Source organism: Massilia hydrophila (assembly GCF_020208145.1).
Taxonomy (GTDB): domain Bacteria; phylum Pseudomonadota; class Gammaproteobacteria; order Burkholderiales; family Burkholderiaceae_D; genus Telluria; species Telluria hydrophila.
Genome location: NZ_JAHYBX010000001.1, coordinates 424,113 through 438,194, shown reverse-complemented (window position 1 = coordinate 438,194; position 14,082 = coordinate 424,113). Strand labels below are relative to the sequence as shown.

15 protein-coding genes are annotated in these 14,082 nt (G+C 66.9%); 11 read left to right on the top strand and 4 right to left on the bottom strand.

Annotated elements, in window-relative coordinates; translation table 11 throughout:
* Positions 1-3: 3 nt before the first annotated feature.
* A complete protein-coding gene (locus LE190_RS01935) occupies positions 4-1,566 on the top strand; it encodes a GGDEF domain-containing protein (protein WP_225237135.1) in 1,563 nt (520 codons plus the stop codon).
* A gap of 48 nt (positions 1,567-1,614) precedes the next feature.
* Here LE190_RS01935 and LE190_RS01930 read toward each other — a convergent pair whose 3' ends face one another.
* Positions 1,615-1,881: a hypothetical protein gene (locus LE190_RS01930; RefSeq protein WP_224948037.1), complete on the bottom strand. Its 267-nt coding sequence runs from the start codon at positions 1,879-1,881 to the stop codon at positions 1,615-1,617.
* Between the two features lie 111 nt (positions 1,882-1,992).
* Positions 1,993-3,042 carry a glycosyltransferase gene (locus LE190_RS01925; RefSeq protein ID WP_225237134.1) on the bottom strand — a complete coding sequence of 350 codons (1,050 nt, stop codon included), beginning with the start codon at positions 3,040-3,042 and terminating at the stop codon, positions 1,993-1,995.
* Positions 3,043-3,300: 258 nt separating this feature from the next.
* On the opposite strand from LE190_RS01925, the gene LE190_RS21890 reads away from it, so the two are divergent.
* The 8 genes from LE190_RS21890 (at position 3,301) to LE190_RS01880 (ending at position 11,012) form a co-directional block, all read left to right on the top strand.
* Positions 3,301-5,736: a flagellin N-terminal helical domain-containing protein gene (locus LE190_RS21890; protein ID WP_307734646.1), complete on the top strand. Its 2,436-nt coding sequence runs from the start codon at positions 3,301-3,303 to the stop codon at positions 5,734-5,736.
* Between the two features lie 75 nt (positions 5,737-5,811).
* On the top strand, positions 5,812-6,180 hold the full coding sequence (locus LE190_RS01910; RefSeq protein ID WP_225237133.1) for a flagellar protein FlaG: 369 nt from the start codon (positions 5,812-5,814) through the stop codon (positions 6,178-6,180).
* A gap of 62 nt (positions 6,181-6,242) precedes the next feature.
* Positions 6,243-7,736 (top strand): flagellar filament capping protein FliD, encoded by a 1,494-nt coding sequence (gene fliD / locus LE190_RS01905; RefSeq protein WP_225237132.1) that lies wholly within the window; start codon positions 6,243-6,245, stop codon positions 7,734-7,736.
* 138 nt (positions 7,737-7,874) lie between these two features.
* Positions 7,875-8,312 carry a flagellar export chaperone FliS gene (gene fliS / locus LE190_RS01900; protein ID WP_225237131.1) on the top strand — a complete coding sequence of 146 codons (438 nt, stop codon included), beginning with the start codon at positions 7,875-7,877 and terminating at the stop codon, positions 8,310-8,312.
* Between the two features lie 4 nt (positions 8,313-8,316).
* Entirely contained in the window at positions 8,317-8,646 is a 330-nt protein-coding gene (locus tag LE190_RS01895; protein ID WP_225237130.1) for a flagellar protein FliT, read from the top strand.
* A gap of 13 nt (positions 8,647-8,659) precedes the next feature.
* Complete coding sequence (gene fliK, locus LE190_RS01890; protein ID WP_225237129.1) at positions 8,660-9,883, top strand: flagellar hook-length control protein FliK; 1,224 nt, start codon at positions 8,660-8,662, stop codon at positions 9,881-9,883.
* The gene (locus LE190_RS01885; RefSeq protein WP_225237128.1) at positions 9,880-10,260 is read left to right on the top strand and encodes an EscU/YscU/HrcU family type III secretion system export apparatus switch protein; all 381 of its coding nucleotides are present in this window, start codon (positions 9,880-9,882) and stop codon (positions 10,258-10,260) included. Before fliK ends, LE190_RS01885 begins: the two co-directional genes overlap by 4 nt.
* On the top strand, positions 10,257-11,012 hold the full coding sequence (locus tag LE190_RS01880) for a flagellar brake protein (protein WP_225237127.1): 756 nt from the start codon (positions 10,257-10,259) through the stop codon (positions 11,010-11,012). Before LE190_RS01885 ends, LE190_RS01880 begins: the two co-directional genes overlap by 4 nt.
* Before the next feature lie 27 nt (positions 11,013-11,039).
* Here LE190_RS01880 and LE190_RS01875 read toward each other — a convergent pair whose 3' ends face one another.
* Positions 11,040-11,669, bottom strand: coding sequence for a response regulator transcription factor (locus LE190_RS01875; protein WP_225237126.1), 630 nt, complete (start codon positions 11,667-11,669; stop codon positions 11,040-11,042).
* Between the two features lie 189 nt (positions 11,670-11,858).
* On the opposite strand from LE190_RS01875, the gene LE190_RS01870 reads away from it, so the two are divergent.
* Entirely contained in the window at positions 11,859-12,320 is a 462-nt protein-coding gene (locus tag LE190_RS01870; protein ID WP_225237125.1) for an RrF2 family transcriptional regulator, read from the top strand.
* Positions 12,321-12,543: 223 nt separating this feature from the next.
* Positions 12,544-13,680 (top strand): GGDEF domain-containing protein, encoded by a 1,137-nt coding sequence (locus LE190_RS01865; RefSeq protein WP_225237124.1) that lies wholly within the window; start codon positions 12,544-12,546, stop codon positions 13,678-13,680.
* A 29-nt stretch (positions 13,681-13,709) separates the two neighbouring features.
* Here the strand turns inward: LE190_RS01865 and LE190_RS01860 are convergent, their stop codons facing one another.
* Complete coding sequence (locus LE190_RS01860; RefSeq protein WP_225237123.1) at positions 13,710-14,054, bottom strand: hypothetical protein; 345 nt, start codon at positions 14,052-14,054, stop codon at positions 13,710-13,712.
* Between the last annotated feature and the right edge of the window lie 28 nt (positions 14,055-14,082).

The window sequence follows — 14,082 nt, the reverse complement described above, 5'->3', positions numbered from 1 at the left end:
GCCATGTCCATCCCGCCTCCCACTGCCGCCGCCCAGAATCCCGCCGACATCGCCCGTGAAGCCTTCCGCCGCCTGGCGACGCGCCGCATCGCGCCGACGCCGGACGCCTACCGGGCCATCTACGACGAGATCGCCGGCGTGCCGCCCGCCCCGCCCGTCCAAGCCGCAGGCCAGGCGGCGGTCGAGGTGCTGGACGGCTTTGCGCGCAAGCTGGCCGACACGCCCGGCGAAGTGGCCGAATACGGCCGCCGCCTGCTGCGCGCGGTCAAGGCCGGCGACTGGACGGGCTATGCCCAGGGCCTGACCCAGGTCGCCGACCGCCACCTGCGCCGCAACACCCCGCTGATGGCGCTCGGCGACGATGACCCCGACGCGCGCCAGCTGCGCGAGATGCTGAACCGGGCACTGGCTTTCGCCCTGGCCACCCTGCTGGCCGGCAGCCCGTCCCTGGTGCAGGAAGCCGAGGCGCTGGGCGGCGCCGTCAGGCTGGCCCATGGCGAGGAGCTGGGCGAGCTGTCCGGCCGCCTGAAGCAGCTGTGCTACCAGATCGAACTGCGCAGCGGCGACAGCGCGGAACAGCAGGAACTGCTGCTGCGCCTGTTCCGCCTGCTGCTCGACAACGTCAGCGAACTGCTCGACGACGACAGCTGGATGCGCGGCCAGATCGCCGCCGTGCAGGCGCTGATCGCCGGGCCCCTCGACGTGCGCAGCCTGGAAGACGCCACCCGCAGCCTGAAGGACGTGGTGCTCAAGCAGGGCCGGCTGCGCAACAGCATTGCCGACGTGCGTGCCACGGTCAAGAACATGATGATGACCTTCATCGACCGTCTCGGGTCGGTGGCGGCGGCCACCGGCGACCGCCACGCGCGCCTGGCGGATTATTCGGACCGGATCGGCCGCGCCGCCGACATCGGCGAACTCAACGAAGTCATGGAGGAAGTGCTGCGCGAGATGCGCGCCGCCCAGGACGAGGCGCTGGCCTCGCGCGACCGCATGGTGGCGGCGCACCGCGAGGCGCAGGAAGCCGAGGAGCGCATCCGCGCGCTGGAAGCCGAACTGCAGCATATGAGCGAACTGGTGCGCGAAGACCAGCTCACCGGCAGCCTCAACCGTCGCGGCCTGGACGACGTGTTCGAGCGCGAAAGCGCGCGCGCCGACCGCCGCGGCACCCCGCTGTGCGCGGCCATCCTCGACCTGGACAATTTCAAGAAGCTGAACGACACCTATGGCCACCTGGCCGGCGACGGCGCGCTGAAGCACCTGGTGAAGGTAGTGCGCGAGACGCTGCGCTCGATGGACGTGATCGCGCGCTTCGGTGGCGAGGAATTCGTGATCCTGATGCCGGAGACGCCGGTGGAGGCGGCGGCGGCGGCGATGGTGCGGGTGCAGCGCGAGCTGACCCGCCACTTCTTCCTGCACGAGAACGAGAAGATGCTGATCACCTTCTCCTGCGGGGTGGCGCTGCGCCTGCCGAACGAGGAACAGGCCAGCCTGGTGGCGCGCGCGGACCGCGCCATGTACCAGGCCAAGGATAGCGGCAAGAACCGGGTGGTCATTGCCGACTGAGGCGCCGCGGGCGCGGCCGGCGACGCCGGCCGGCCCTCGACTGGCGTGCTAGCGGGAATCGAGCGGCCGCGGCGCGTTGTTCATTTCATCACGCGCACCTTGCGCACCGACGGCCTTGAGCATGCGGTCGGTCGAATCGCGCTTGAGGCGGCTGCCGGTCATGCCGTGGCCGCCCGTGCCGGCCGTGTTGGTGCCCGCCGCCACTTCCTGCATGGTCGGCGAAGGATCGTTGTCTGGCACGGTGGCGCAACCCGTCACCATGCCTGCCATGCCCGTCATGCCTGCCATTGCCAGCCCTACCGTGAATGCCTTCATCGTGTCTCCTTGAATGAACGGGAAGCGCGGTCCAGGTCGCTGGCCGCGTCGTCTTGTCTTATTGTCGTGCCGGATTCACATGCTGCCGCAAGCGGGCGGGTTTGTCACGGCTTATGCGCCACGGCTGGCCAGCTCCTGGAAACGGCCGGCCTGCTGCGCATCGCCCTGGCTCTCGTACAGCACAGCCAGGTTGTGCGCCGCCAGGAAGCTGCCGCGCCCGCTCACCGATCCTTCCAGGGCCGGCTGGTCGCCCAGCTCCAGGCAGCGCAGCCAGCTGGCTTCGATCATGGGCAGGACTTCCGGCGCCGTGCCGGGATTCCGGCTGGCCAGTTCGAGCAGCACGTCGCCCAGCGCAAAGTAGTAGTCGGGCGAATCCTGCCAGTGATCCATCTCGAGGTCCGCCAGGTGCACCGCTTCTTCCGGCTGGCCGGCCATCTTGAGGGTGAACATGGCGCGCACCACCAGGTCGTGGCGCCAGGCGGCATCCGGCGCGGCGAGCGCCAGCGCATGGCGGTAGTGCGCGGCCGCGGCCGCGTGCTCGCCGCGCGCTTCCTCCAGCTTGCCGGCCTGGTAGGCCAGGCGCGCATCCTGCGGAGCGGCGGCCTGGGCCGCCAGCAGCAGGCCCGCGCGCTGGGCGCGCTTGGCGGCGCGCTCCGGGCGGCGCATGCCATCGTTATCGATCCAGAGCGGAATGCGGACCTGCGGCAGCTCGTCCGCCGGCGCCTCGTCGACGGCACCGGCATAGCGCACGCCGCGCGGCAGCAGGCGCGGCCGCCAGGCGGTGGTGGCCAGGGCGCGCCCGGCCAGGTCGAATCCCAGGCGCACCGGCAGCATGCCGATGGCGGGCGCGGCGGCGCAGGCCTGGGCCAGGATGCCGGCCACGTCGCCCTGGGCCGCATCGATCCATTCGTCGCCATCCAGCATCAGGTTCCAGTCCGCGGACGAAGCGGCAAGCGCGGCATTGCGCGCGGCGCCATAGTCGTCGTTCCAGGCGAAGGGAATGACGCGGGCGCCGCAGGCGGCGGCGATCTGTGCCGTATCGTCGCTGGAACCGGTGTCGAGCACGATCATCTCCGCCACGAAGGGACGCGCCGATTCCAGGCAGCGCGCGAGGGTCGGCGCTTCGTCGCGTGCGATGACTACGAGTGCGGGTTGGGTCATGCCTTGCTCCATCAGGTTGGGGATCGCGGGTCGGATCGTGGATCAATTCTTGCGAGAATTATACGCCCGCAAGCACACTCTCCCATAAAACCAGCCCAACAAGCGTTGCCCTACAAAAATTTTTTTGATCTCGACCATAAAGTTTTGTGCGCGCCGTACGTTACCAGCATCAACAGCGGTTTGATTGTCACGGAACACGGTGACAGACCAACGTGAACAGGCACAGTTGCCGCCCCGAAAGAAAACTGGAGAAACAACATGGCTTCAATGATCAACACCAACCTGTCGTCGCTGAACGCACAGAACAACCTGAGCAAATCGCAAGCTTCGCTGACGACTTCGCTGCAGCGCCTGTCGACCGGCCTGCGCATCAACAGCGCCAAGGACGACGCGGCAGGCATGGCGATCTCGGAACGCATGAGCTCGCAGATCACTGGCTTGAACCAGGCTGCACGTAACTCGAACGATGGTATCTCGATGGCCCAGACCGCCGAAGGCGCGCTGAGCTCGATCGGCGACAGCCTGCAGCGTATCCGCGAACTGGCCGTCCAGTCCGCCAACGGCTCGAACACCGACGCCGACCGCGCATCGATGCAGGAAGAAGCAGACCAGCTGCTGCAGGAAATCGACCGTGTTGCTTCCCAGACCAAATTCAACGGCCGCACCCTGCTCGACGGTTCGCTGAAGAACCAGCAGTTCCAGGTCGGCGCGAACGCCGGCGAAACCATTTCGTTCTCGGTTGGCAGCGCCAACACCAAGAGCCTGGGTAGCAGCAGCAGCGCCGCAATCACCACCGCCCAGAACGCCGGCAAAACCGCACTGAAGGAAGGCGCGTTCTCCCTGAATGGCGTTGCTATTGGCCCGTCGATGTCCAGCGCCGATACCGCTTCGACCTCGAACGCAGCTGCAAGCGCGATTGCCAAGGCTGCTGCGGTCAATGCAAAATCGGCAGAAACCGGCGTCACTGCCACCGTGAACGCAACTGAAGTTGGCGGAAGCGCCATGACTGCCGGCGCAGGCAACGGAACAATCAAGCTCAATGGTGTTGATATCACCCTCGCCACCTCGACCGATGCAGCGGCATCGCGCTCGGCGGTGGTCGCGGCAATCAATGCAAAATCACAGCAAACTGGCGTGACTGCTGAGGATTCGGGCTCGGACAAAGGCGGCGTCAAGCTAGTCGCCGCAGACGGTCGCAATATTCAGTTGACGATGGATGGCACTCAATCGCTTACGGCAGCCAACACTGGTTTGAGCGTTTCCACCGAGTCGGCTGGGTCGGCCATGACGGCTGGCGGCGGCGCTGTGCAAACTGGCAACCTCACGCTGAACGGCACGAACATTGCTCTTACCACCACACTCAACGATAACGCCGCCAGCCGCGCTGCTATCGTGTCGGCCATCAATGCACAAACCACGACAACCGGTGTGACTGCAGTCGATTCTGGCTCGGACACGGATGGCATTAAGCTTACATCTAGCACTGGCGGTATTACTGTTGCATTAGGTGGCGGCTTGACTGCGGCGGGCACAGGTTTGACTGCGGGCCAAGGCACCTCTGTGAGCACCGGCTCGATCACGCTGAATTCCGATAAGGACATCATGGTCTCGTCGAACCTGACTGGCGCGGCGGGCTCTGGCGGCATCAAGGATGCAGGTCTGATCGCAGGCAACTTCTCGGCCCAGACTGCGTATGCTTCGACCACCAACATCGCGGCCGGCGCGCATACCGCCATCGCAGCGGGTGACTTTACGATCAACGGTACCGCCATCGGCGCTTCCGTGGCTAGTTCGGATACCGCCTCGGCATTCGACAAAGCAAGCAGCGGTATCGCAAAAGCCGCCGCCATCAATGCCATCTCAGACAAGACCGGCGTCACCGCCACGGTCAACTCGACGGAAGTCAGCGGCGGCGCAATGACGAGTGGTGGCACCGTCAGCGGTAAAATTGTCATCAATGGCGTGTCGACCGCTCTGGTCACCACTGGTGCCGATAACGCCACCAGCCGCAAGGCAGTGGTCGATGCCATCAACGCGATCAGCGGCCAGACCGGTGTCACCGCCATGGACACCAACGACGACACGAAGGGCGTGACGCTCAGCGCTGCTGACGGTCGTAACATCACCATGTATCAGACTGATGCTGCTGGCACCGGTTCCGGTGGGTTGACCAGTGCAAGGACCGGTCTGAATGCGGCTTCTCTGAGCAATCCGGCTGCTGGCGGTGTGAGTGCGCCTGAAGCTACCGCGGCGACCTTCACCAGCACCCTCACCTTGTCTTCGACTTCGGAGTTCAAGATCGGTAGTGGCAGCACCAACGCCGGTACTGCCGCGCTGGGTCTGAAGGCTGCCACCTACGGCGCCGGCCGCAGCGGCGAATCGCTGGACAAGCTGGACATCTCGACCGCCGAAGGCGCTAACAAGGCCATCGTCGCTCTCGACAACGCCCTGAAGACCGTCAACAGCGCACGTTCGAACCTGGGTGCGATCCAGAACCGCTTCTCGGCCGTGGTCTCGAACCTGCAGTCGACCTCGGAAAACCTGAGCGCCTCGCGTAGCCGTATCCGTGACGCCGACTTCGCCCAGGAAACGGCCAACATGACCCGCGGCCAGATCCTGCAACAAGCTGGTACCGCGATGCTGGCCCAGGCCAACTCGCTGCCGAACGGCGTGCTGAGCCTGCTGCGTGGTTAATCTAGCGACAAGCAAGTGATGTAAAGACAGGCGCGGTGCCTTGGTACCGCGCCTTTTCCACTTTCGGAGTCCATCATGTCAGCAGCAAACATTGGCGCTGTCGCCGCCCCTGCCCAGCAGGCAGCCGCAGCGGCCACACCCGCCTCCAGCTCCATACCGCGCAGCACGCCCGTTTCCTCCGTCAGCGCTGCCAAGCCCGCCGAGCCGCACGAGGTGCCTGGCCAGGAAGAACTGCGCGACGCGGTCGGGAAGATCGAGGAATCGATGGGAGCGTCCGCCAGCGACCTGCGCTTCTCGATCGACGAAGACACCGGCATCACGGTGGTGAAGTTGATCGATACGCAAACCCAGACCATTATTCGCCAAATACCCACACAGGAAGTCATCGAGATTTCCAAAGCGCTGGACAAAATGCAGGGCCTGCTGGTAAAAGACAAGGCTTAGTTCTGCCCGGCAAGCAGAACATCACCGCTTGACCGCATCTACGTCGAACAAGGAATTTCATCATGGCGATCTCTTCAGCAGGCATCGGTTCGGGCCTGAAAGTCGATGAGCTGGTTTCCCAGCTGATGACGGTCGAGCGCATGCCGATCACCGCGCTCGACAAGAAAGAAGCAAGCTACCAGGCCAAGCTGTCCTCCATCGGCAGCCTGAAAGGCGCGTTTTCCGCCTTCCAGACGGCGGCCAAGGCGCTCAGCACGCCCGACAAGTTCACCCCGACCAAGGCAAGCGTCTCCGACAGCGCGATCCTGGGCGCCAGCGCCAGCGCCTCCGCGGTGGCCGGCAGCTACGACGTGAAAGTGGAGAGCCTGGCCGCGGCACAAAAGCTCACCATGTCGTCGGCCGCCAACGGCGGCTATGCGGCCACCACCAGCGTGGTCGGCCAGGGCACGATCACCATCGATTTCGGCACCTATGCAAGCGCGGGCGCGGATACCACCTTCACTCCGAACGCCGCCAAGCCCGGCAAGACGATCACGATCGGCAGCAACAACACCCTGGCCGGCATCCGCGACGCCATCAACGGCGCCAACGCCGGGGTCTCGGCCAGCATCATCAACGACGGTAGCGGCTACCGCCTGGCCCTGACCTCGAACGAGACCGGCCTGCGCAACGAGATGCGGATCACGGTCGGCGGCGACGCCGGCACCATCGGCGAACTGGGCCAGCTGGCCTACGACCGTACCAGCACCACGGTGGATCCCGACACGATTCCCCCGACCGTCACGACGGGTGCCAGCAAGATGACCCAGAACGTGGCCGCCGCCGATGCGAAGATCATCGTCGACAACGTGCCGATCACCAGCCCGAGCAATACCCTCACCGAAGCGATCCAGGGCGTCACCCTGAACCTGACGAAAACCACCGCGCCCGACGCCTCGACCAAGATCACGGTGGCGCGCGACACCAGCAACGTCAAGACCGCGATCGAGGGCTTCGTCAAAGCCTACAACGAAGCCACCAAGGCCATGAGGGACGCCACCTCGGTCAACCAGACGACCGGCACCGCCGCCCCGCTGGTGGGCGACAGCACCGTACGCGCGCTGCAGTCGCAGCTGCGCGGCGTGCTGTCGGCCCCGGTTGCCGGCGCGCCGAAGGGCTCGGCCCTGCTGTCCGACGCCGGCCTGAGCTTCGACAAGACCGGGACCCTGGTCATCGACGACGCCAAGCTCAGCGCCGCGATCGCCGATCCGTCCAAGGACTTGAGCAAGCTGTTCAGCAGCGGCGCCGGAACCAAGGGCTATGCCTGGCAGGCGGACGTCCTGGTCGGCAAGATCCTGAGCCCGATCGGCCCGCTGAACAACCGCGCCACCGCCGTCCAGGAAAACATCAAGCGCCTGGGCGACGACCGCGATGCGATCAAGACCCGCCTGCTGAGCGTGGAGCAGCGCTACCGCAACCAGTTCACGGCGCTCGACAAACTGGTGGCCAACATGACCACTACCAGCGCCTACCTCAGCCAGCAGCTCGCTGCGCTGGCAGCCAACAACAACTCCTGACCGGCCAACCGGGGCTGACGCGGCGGATTTGACGGGTAAAGTCCCCTCTGACCGCCGTTTCACAATCTTTCCGCTGGCGTAAACTGATCATCGCTGACCATCATTAACGGCTTAAACAGTTACACAAGGGGAATACAGATGTTTGGATCGATGACGCGCAACCCGGCCGGTGCCTACGCCACCGTGGGGCTGGAAACCAGCATCAACTCGGCCAGCCCGCACAAGCTCATCGCGATGCTGTACGACGGCGCCCTGACCGCGCTGGCCAAGGCCGGTGCCCAGATGCGCGCCGGCGACATCGCCGCCAAGGGGAACTCGATCTCGCAGGCGATTTCGATCATCGACAACGGCCTGCGCGCCAGTCTCGACAAGAAACAGGGCGGCGAGATCGCCGAAAGCCTCGATTCGCTGTACGAATACATGAGCAACCGCCTGCTCGCCGCCAACATCGGCAACCATCCCGAGTACATCGAGGAAGTGCGCAACCTGCTGAAGGAGCTGAAAGGCGCGTGGGACCAGATCGGCACGCCGAACCGCGCGGACGCTGCCAACGCCTCCGGACTGCAGCCCGCGTAACGCCATGCTGAGCCCAGACCAGATCCTCCTGCACTACCAGGCGATGGGCGAGCTGAGCACCCGCATGCTGGCCGCGGCCCAGGCCGACGACTGGGACGGCGTGGCCGAACTCGAACGCGAATGCGCGGCCCATGTGCAGACGCTGCGCGACAAGGACCCTGGCGTCGAATGGAGCGGACCGCACCGCGCGCGCAAGGCCGAGCTGATCCGCCAGATCCTGGCCGACGACCGCGTCATTCGCGACCTCGCCGCCCCCTGGATGGCGAAACTGTCGGCCCTGATCAGCAGCTCGCGCGTACAGTCGCGCCTGACCAGCGCCTACGGCGGCGTCTGACGCCGCGCGGCCGATGGCTGGCACCGACCTCGGGCGGCTTGGCGCCGTCCTGCGCATCACCGCGGTCGACCCGGTCGAGGCGCTCGGCCATCCACGCCAGCAGGCGTTCCAGCGCGCGCTGCAAACCGTAGTGGGCCAGACCCTGCCGGCGCGCGTGCTGGCCCGCGCGGGTGACGGCAGCGCGCTGGTGCAGGTGGCCGGCGCCCACGTGCGCATGGCCCTGCCCGCCGGCATCGGCCAGAACGCCAATCTCGCCTTGACAGTCGTGGCCGCCACGCCCCGCCCTACCTTCCAGCTCGGCACCCATGCCGATGGCAGTCCGCGCCTGCTGCAGGCGCAGGCCGTCGCCAGTCCCGCCGTGCCCGGCCAGGACGAGACGCCCGGCACGCCTGCCGCCGGCAAGGACGGCACCGCCGGCGCAGGCGGCATGCCTGCCGGCGCCGGCACGACCACGCCCGCGAGCACGCCGGCCGGCGCCAGCGCGGCGCCGCAGGCGCAAGGCGCGGCCAGGACCGCCGCCGCGCCCGCCCTTCCCCTTCCTGGCCCGCAGCCCGGCGCCCAGCCCGAACCGGGCGGCGCACCGGCATCGCTCAGCACGGCCGCGCGCCTGATCGGCAGCGCGCTGGCGCAGGCCCCGGCCGCGGCCGCGCAGGCGCTGCGTCCGGCGGCGCCCCTGCTGGCCGGGGGCGAGCTGGCGGCGCCCCGCATCGCCGCCGCGCTCCAGGGCACGGTCGAGAAAAGCGGCCTGTTCTACGAATCGCACCTGGGCGACTGGAACGAGGGCCGGCGCACACTCGACAGCCTGCGCGGCGAACCGCAGATGCAGCAACGCTCGAGCGAGGAACCGGGCGCGCTCAAGCTGGTGGCCCAGCAGCTGGCCAGCCACGAACTGCAGCAGGTCGCCTGGCAGGGCCAGCTGGTGCCGGGCCTGCCGCTGGAATGGCGCATCGCGCACCAGCCGCCGTCCGGGCGCGACGATGGCGCGGATGGCCAGGGCGACGCGGCGGATGGCGCCGGCGCCTGGCACAGCACGCTCAAGCTGCAGTTCCCGCTGCTGGGCCAGGTCGAGGCCAGCCTCAGCCTGCATGGCGAGACGCTGCAGCTGCGCCTGCATGCCGCCAGTCCGGACACCGAAGCCAGCCTGCGCGCGCATGGCGCGGCGCTGGAGACCGCGCTCGGGGCCGCGGGCCTGGCGCTGTCCGGCCTGAACATCGGGTCCGGCGGAGAAGCCAGGTGAGCGACGAAGCAGCCGGGCCGCCGCGCCCGCGCGGCCCGCGCCAGAAGGCGGCCGTGCTGGCCTACCGCGACGGCGATGCCGCCCCGCGCCTGGTGGCCAAGGGCCAGGGCCTGGTGGCCGAGCAGATCATCGCGCGCGCCAGGGAGGCCGGCGTGTTCGTGCACGAATCGAAGGAACTGGTCACGCTGCTGATGAACGTCGACCTCGACCGCCACATTCCGCCCGCCCTGTACCGTGCAATTGCGGAACTGTTGGCATGGCTTTATCATATCGAGTCGGCCCGGCAGCAGGGAGCGCCCCTGCCCCCTCCTCCCGACCCGACGCCCCACCTCAACCTGGAACAGGCCGCGCAGGCCGGCACGAAGAAGGCAACATGAATTATCAGGAACTGGAGAACTGGCACGACTACGAGGTGGAGTCGCGCCGCGAGATCCTGGCGCTGCTGCGCCAGATCGGCGAGAAACACGAGCTGGTGCGCCTGCTGGTCAAGGGCGAGAGCGACGTCTGCGTCACCGCCATCCTCGATATCGATCCCGACAGCGACACCATGGTGCTGGACCGTTCGGTGGACCTTCTCCAGAACGAGCGCATCCTGGAAGGGGGCAAGCTGCATTGCGAGACCTCGCTCGACAAGATCCGCATCCTGTTCAGCATCGAGAACCTGCGCCTGGTCGAATTCGAAGGCAGCCCGGCCCTGCGCGCCGACATCCCGCCGACCCTGATCCGGCTGCAGCGGCGCGAATACTACCGGATGGAGACCCCGGTCTCGAACCCGGTGCGCGCGGTGATTCCGCTGCCGCCTTCGGCGGTGGCCGGCGCGGGTTCGGGCGTGTTCCCCCTGCGCGACATCAGCTGCGGCGGCATCGCCGTGCTCGACAACCAGCTGCAGCTGGCCACGGCCACCGGTACCACCATTCCCAACTGCCGCATCGAGCTGCCCGAAACGGGCCCGGTCACGGTATCGCTGCAGGTGCGCAACTGGCACGACCTGACCCTGCTGAACAACAAGTCGAACCGCCGCGTCGGCCTGCAGTTCGTGGATATCTCGCGCGCCGGCATGGCCGCCGTGCAGCGCTACATCACCCGCCTCGAACGCGAGCGCAACGCGCGCATGGCCGGCCTGGCCTGAGGCGCGGGCAACCCAGGGAACGGCCGCTCAGGAAGCGGCGGCCGCGCTACCCGCCCCGGGCCGGATCAGGCCGCGCTGGGTGGCCACCACCACCGCATGCGTGCGCGCGGTAGCGTCCAGCTTGCTCATCACGCCTTTCACGTGGGTCTTCACGGTGCCCACGCCGATGCCCAGCTTGCGCGCGATCGACTTGTTGCAGCAGCCCTGGGCCAGCAATTGCAGCACGTCGGTCTCGCGTCCGGTCAGCGCTTCGCGGGTGAGGCTGTCGGCCACGCTGCGCGTCATCGATTCGCTCAGGTAGCGCTGGCCGCGCGCCAGCTGCCCGGCCGCATGCACCAGTTCGTCGGTGCCGCAGGACTGCAGCAGGTAGCCGGCCACCCCGGCCTCCATCGCAAGCCGCACTTCCCATTCCTTGTCGTACTGGGTCACCACCAGCACCGCTACCGGCGGCATGCCGGGACCGGCAGTCGCCGCGGCCTGGCGCGCCAGCGCAACCCCGGCATCGTAGTCGGTGACCAGTACACGCGCCACGCGCTGCGCCTCGGGCTGGTGCAGGTGGCTGGTCACGCGCAGGCCGGGCTGGCCGGCCAGGACGGCATGCAGCCCGACGGTCACGATCGGGTCGGCATGCATGATATGGATGGAAGAAGAGATCATGTGCATGTGCTTGCTCCGGCATACGGCTGCGGATGGTGGCCGGCGCGCGTGCGCGGCCTGAATCCCGACATATTGAAACGACAAGAACAACAAGGCAAGTAATGGTTTGTAATAACTGGTCCATATGCATATAAGCCACATTGCGGGTATCGTCCACGGCCACGGCGCTTGGGATATACTTGCCCGATCATGCGCCTGACCTCCTTCACCGACTACACCCTGCGGACCCTGCTGCACCTGGGCAGCAATCCCGGACGCCTCGTGACGATCCAGGAAATCGCGGACCTGCACCGCATCTCGAAGAACCACCTGATGAAGGTGGTGCACGAACTGGGCCGCAACGGCGTGATCGAGACCATCCGCGGCCGCAACGGCGGTTTTCGCCTGGCGCACAAGCCGGAGGAGATCAACATCGGTGACGTGGTGCGCCAGAGCGAAAGCGATTTCTACATGGCCGAGTGTTTTGATCCGGCCGGCAACCCGTGCGGGCTGGTGAAGGATTGCGCGCTCAAGGGCGTGCTGACCAAGGCCACCGCCGCCTATCTCGCCGAACTAGACGGCCATACCCTGGCCTCGCTGCTGCCGGAACCGGCGCCGCGCGACGGCAGCATTCCCGTCACCTTCCACCGCAAGGAAACCGCGCCGGCTTAGTCGAGCTCGCGCTTGGTGCTTCATCAGTGTTAAGGCAGACGGCGTTTCGCCATGAACGCCGGATAGCAACGGTCGTCTCGCTTAGTTGTAATGACGCATTATTCTTGACAATAAAGCAGTCCCCACGATCCGGGCAGATCGTTTCCCGCCTACCATATCAGTATCCCAACAGCATAAGTGCAAGGCATCGCTGGCGGCACCTTGCGCGTTTCATACAACGAAGATGATGATTTCCCAGCTGATTTCGCACCCCCTGTCCGGGCAGGGCACGCCGTCGCGCCACGAGGCCGACTTCGTGCGCCAGCGGACCGAAGCCGAGCTCGCCCGGCTGCTGCCCCGCGTCGGCCCAGGACTGGCGCTGCTCGTCGTCCTGTATACCGGTTGGGACCTGCTGCTCGATCCGGCCAATGCCGTCCAGTCGGGCCTGACCCGCCTGCTGTTCGCCGCGCTGGCAGCCCCGGCCTTCTGGGCCAGTGGCCTGCCCTGGACCGCTCAGGGGCGGGCATGCTGGGCATACTGGATGCTCTCGGCCGGTGTCATCCTGGCAATGGCGCAACTGGAGGGCGGCCTGTCGCAGGGCAGCGGCGGCATCCTCATCGGCCTGTTCCTGATTCCCTTTATTGCCAGCAGCAGCGCCGGCTTCCTGGCGATCGCCCTGCCGCCGACGCTGCTCCTGTTTGGCTGCCTGCTGCGCGGCCCGCTGCCGGAACTGGCCAGCGTGGGCTTGACCTATGGCGCCGGCCTGGCCGTGGCTTTCCTGCAGATGCGGATCACTTCCGGCCTGCGCGCCGCCTCCCTCGCGGTACAGGCACGCCTGGAATGGGACGCGAGCCATGACGCGCTGACGCGCTGCCCGAACCGCGCCTGGCTCCAGAAGGAAGCGGCGCACGCCTTCGACCGCGCGCGGCGCGAGGGCGCAGGGCTGGCCTTCGCGATGATCGATATCGACCATTTCAAGCGCGTCAACGACCGCTTCGGGCATGCCGCCGGGGACCAGGTATTGAAGGGCGTGGCCGAGGCCTGCCAGCGCGCCGTGGGCCAGGCCGGCCATTTCGGCAGGCTGGGTGGCGAAGAATTCCTGTGCATCTTCCCCGGCGCCAGCGAGGAGAGCGCCTTGATCCATGGGGAGCGCATCCGCGCCGAAGTGGAAGCGGCCGCGCACCTGCTTGATGGCGAAACGCTCAAGGTGACGGTCAGCGTGGGATTGGGATGCCTGTCGGAACATCACGCCGACTGGGAGCAACTGCTGGCCGGCGCCGACGAGGCCATGTATGCGGCCAAGCAGGAGGGGCGCAACCGCGTCAAGTCGGCTTGTTCGAGGGCGGACGCCCGCAGTATGGCGATGTCGGCCGCAAACTGAGCACTTGGCGTGTAGCCCGTGCCGGAAGCCTAATCGCCATCGCTCACGCGGCCGATCGCCTGGATGCAGCCCAAGCAGATCATCACCGAGAAGAACAGGCTCATCACGGTTCCTACCGTTTCCCAGCCCATGTCCCACGGTCTTGCGGACCAGCTGGCGCAGCCCGAGCCCTTGTGGCAGATCGTGCCGACGAAAACGATGACGAAGAGGTTCCTGAGCGCAAGCAGCGCCAGCGCGCCGAACAGCAGCAGAATGAGGAAGGCCGCGATGCCGGCGGCGGGCGGCAGCGGCTCGATTTCGTCGGGAGCGCTGGGTGTTGCGGAGCGTTTGCCGGATGACTTCCCGGGCGCAGGCGGTCTGGTGCGAGGTGTCATCCCCGGAGCATAGCTGCGCCGCTGCCGG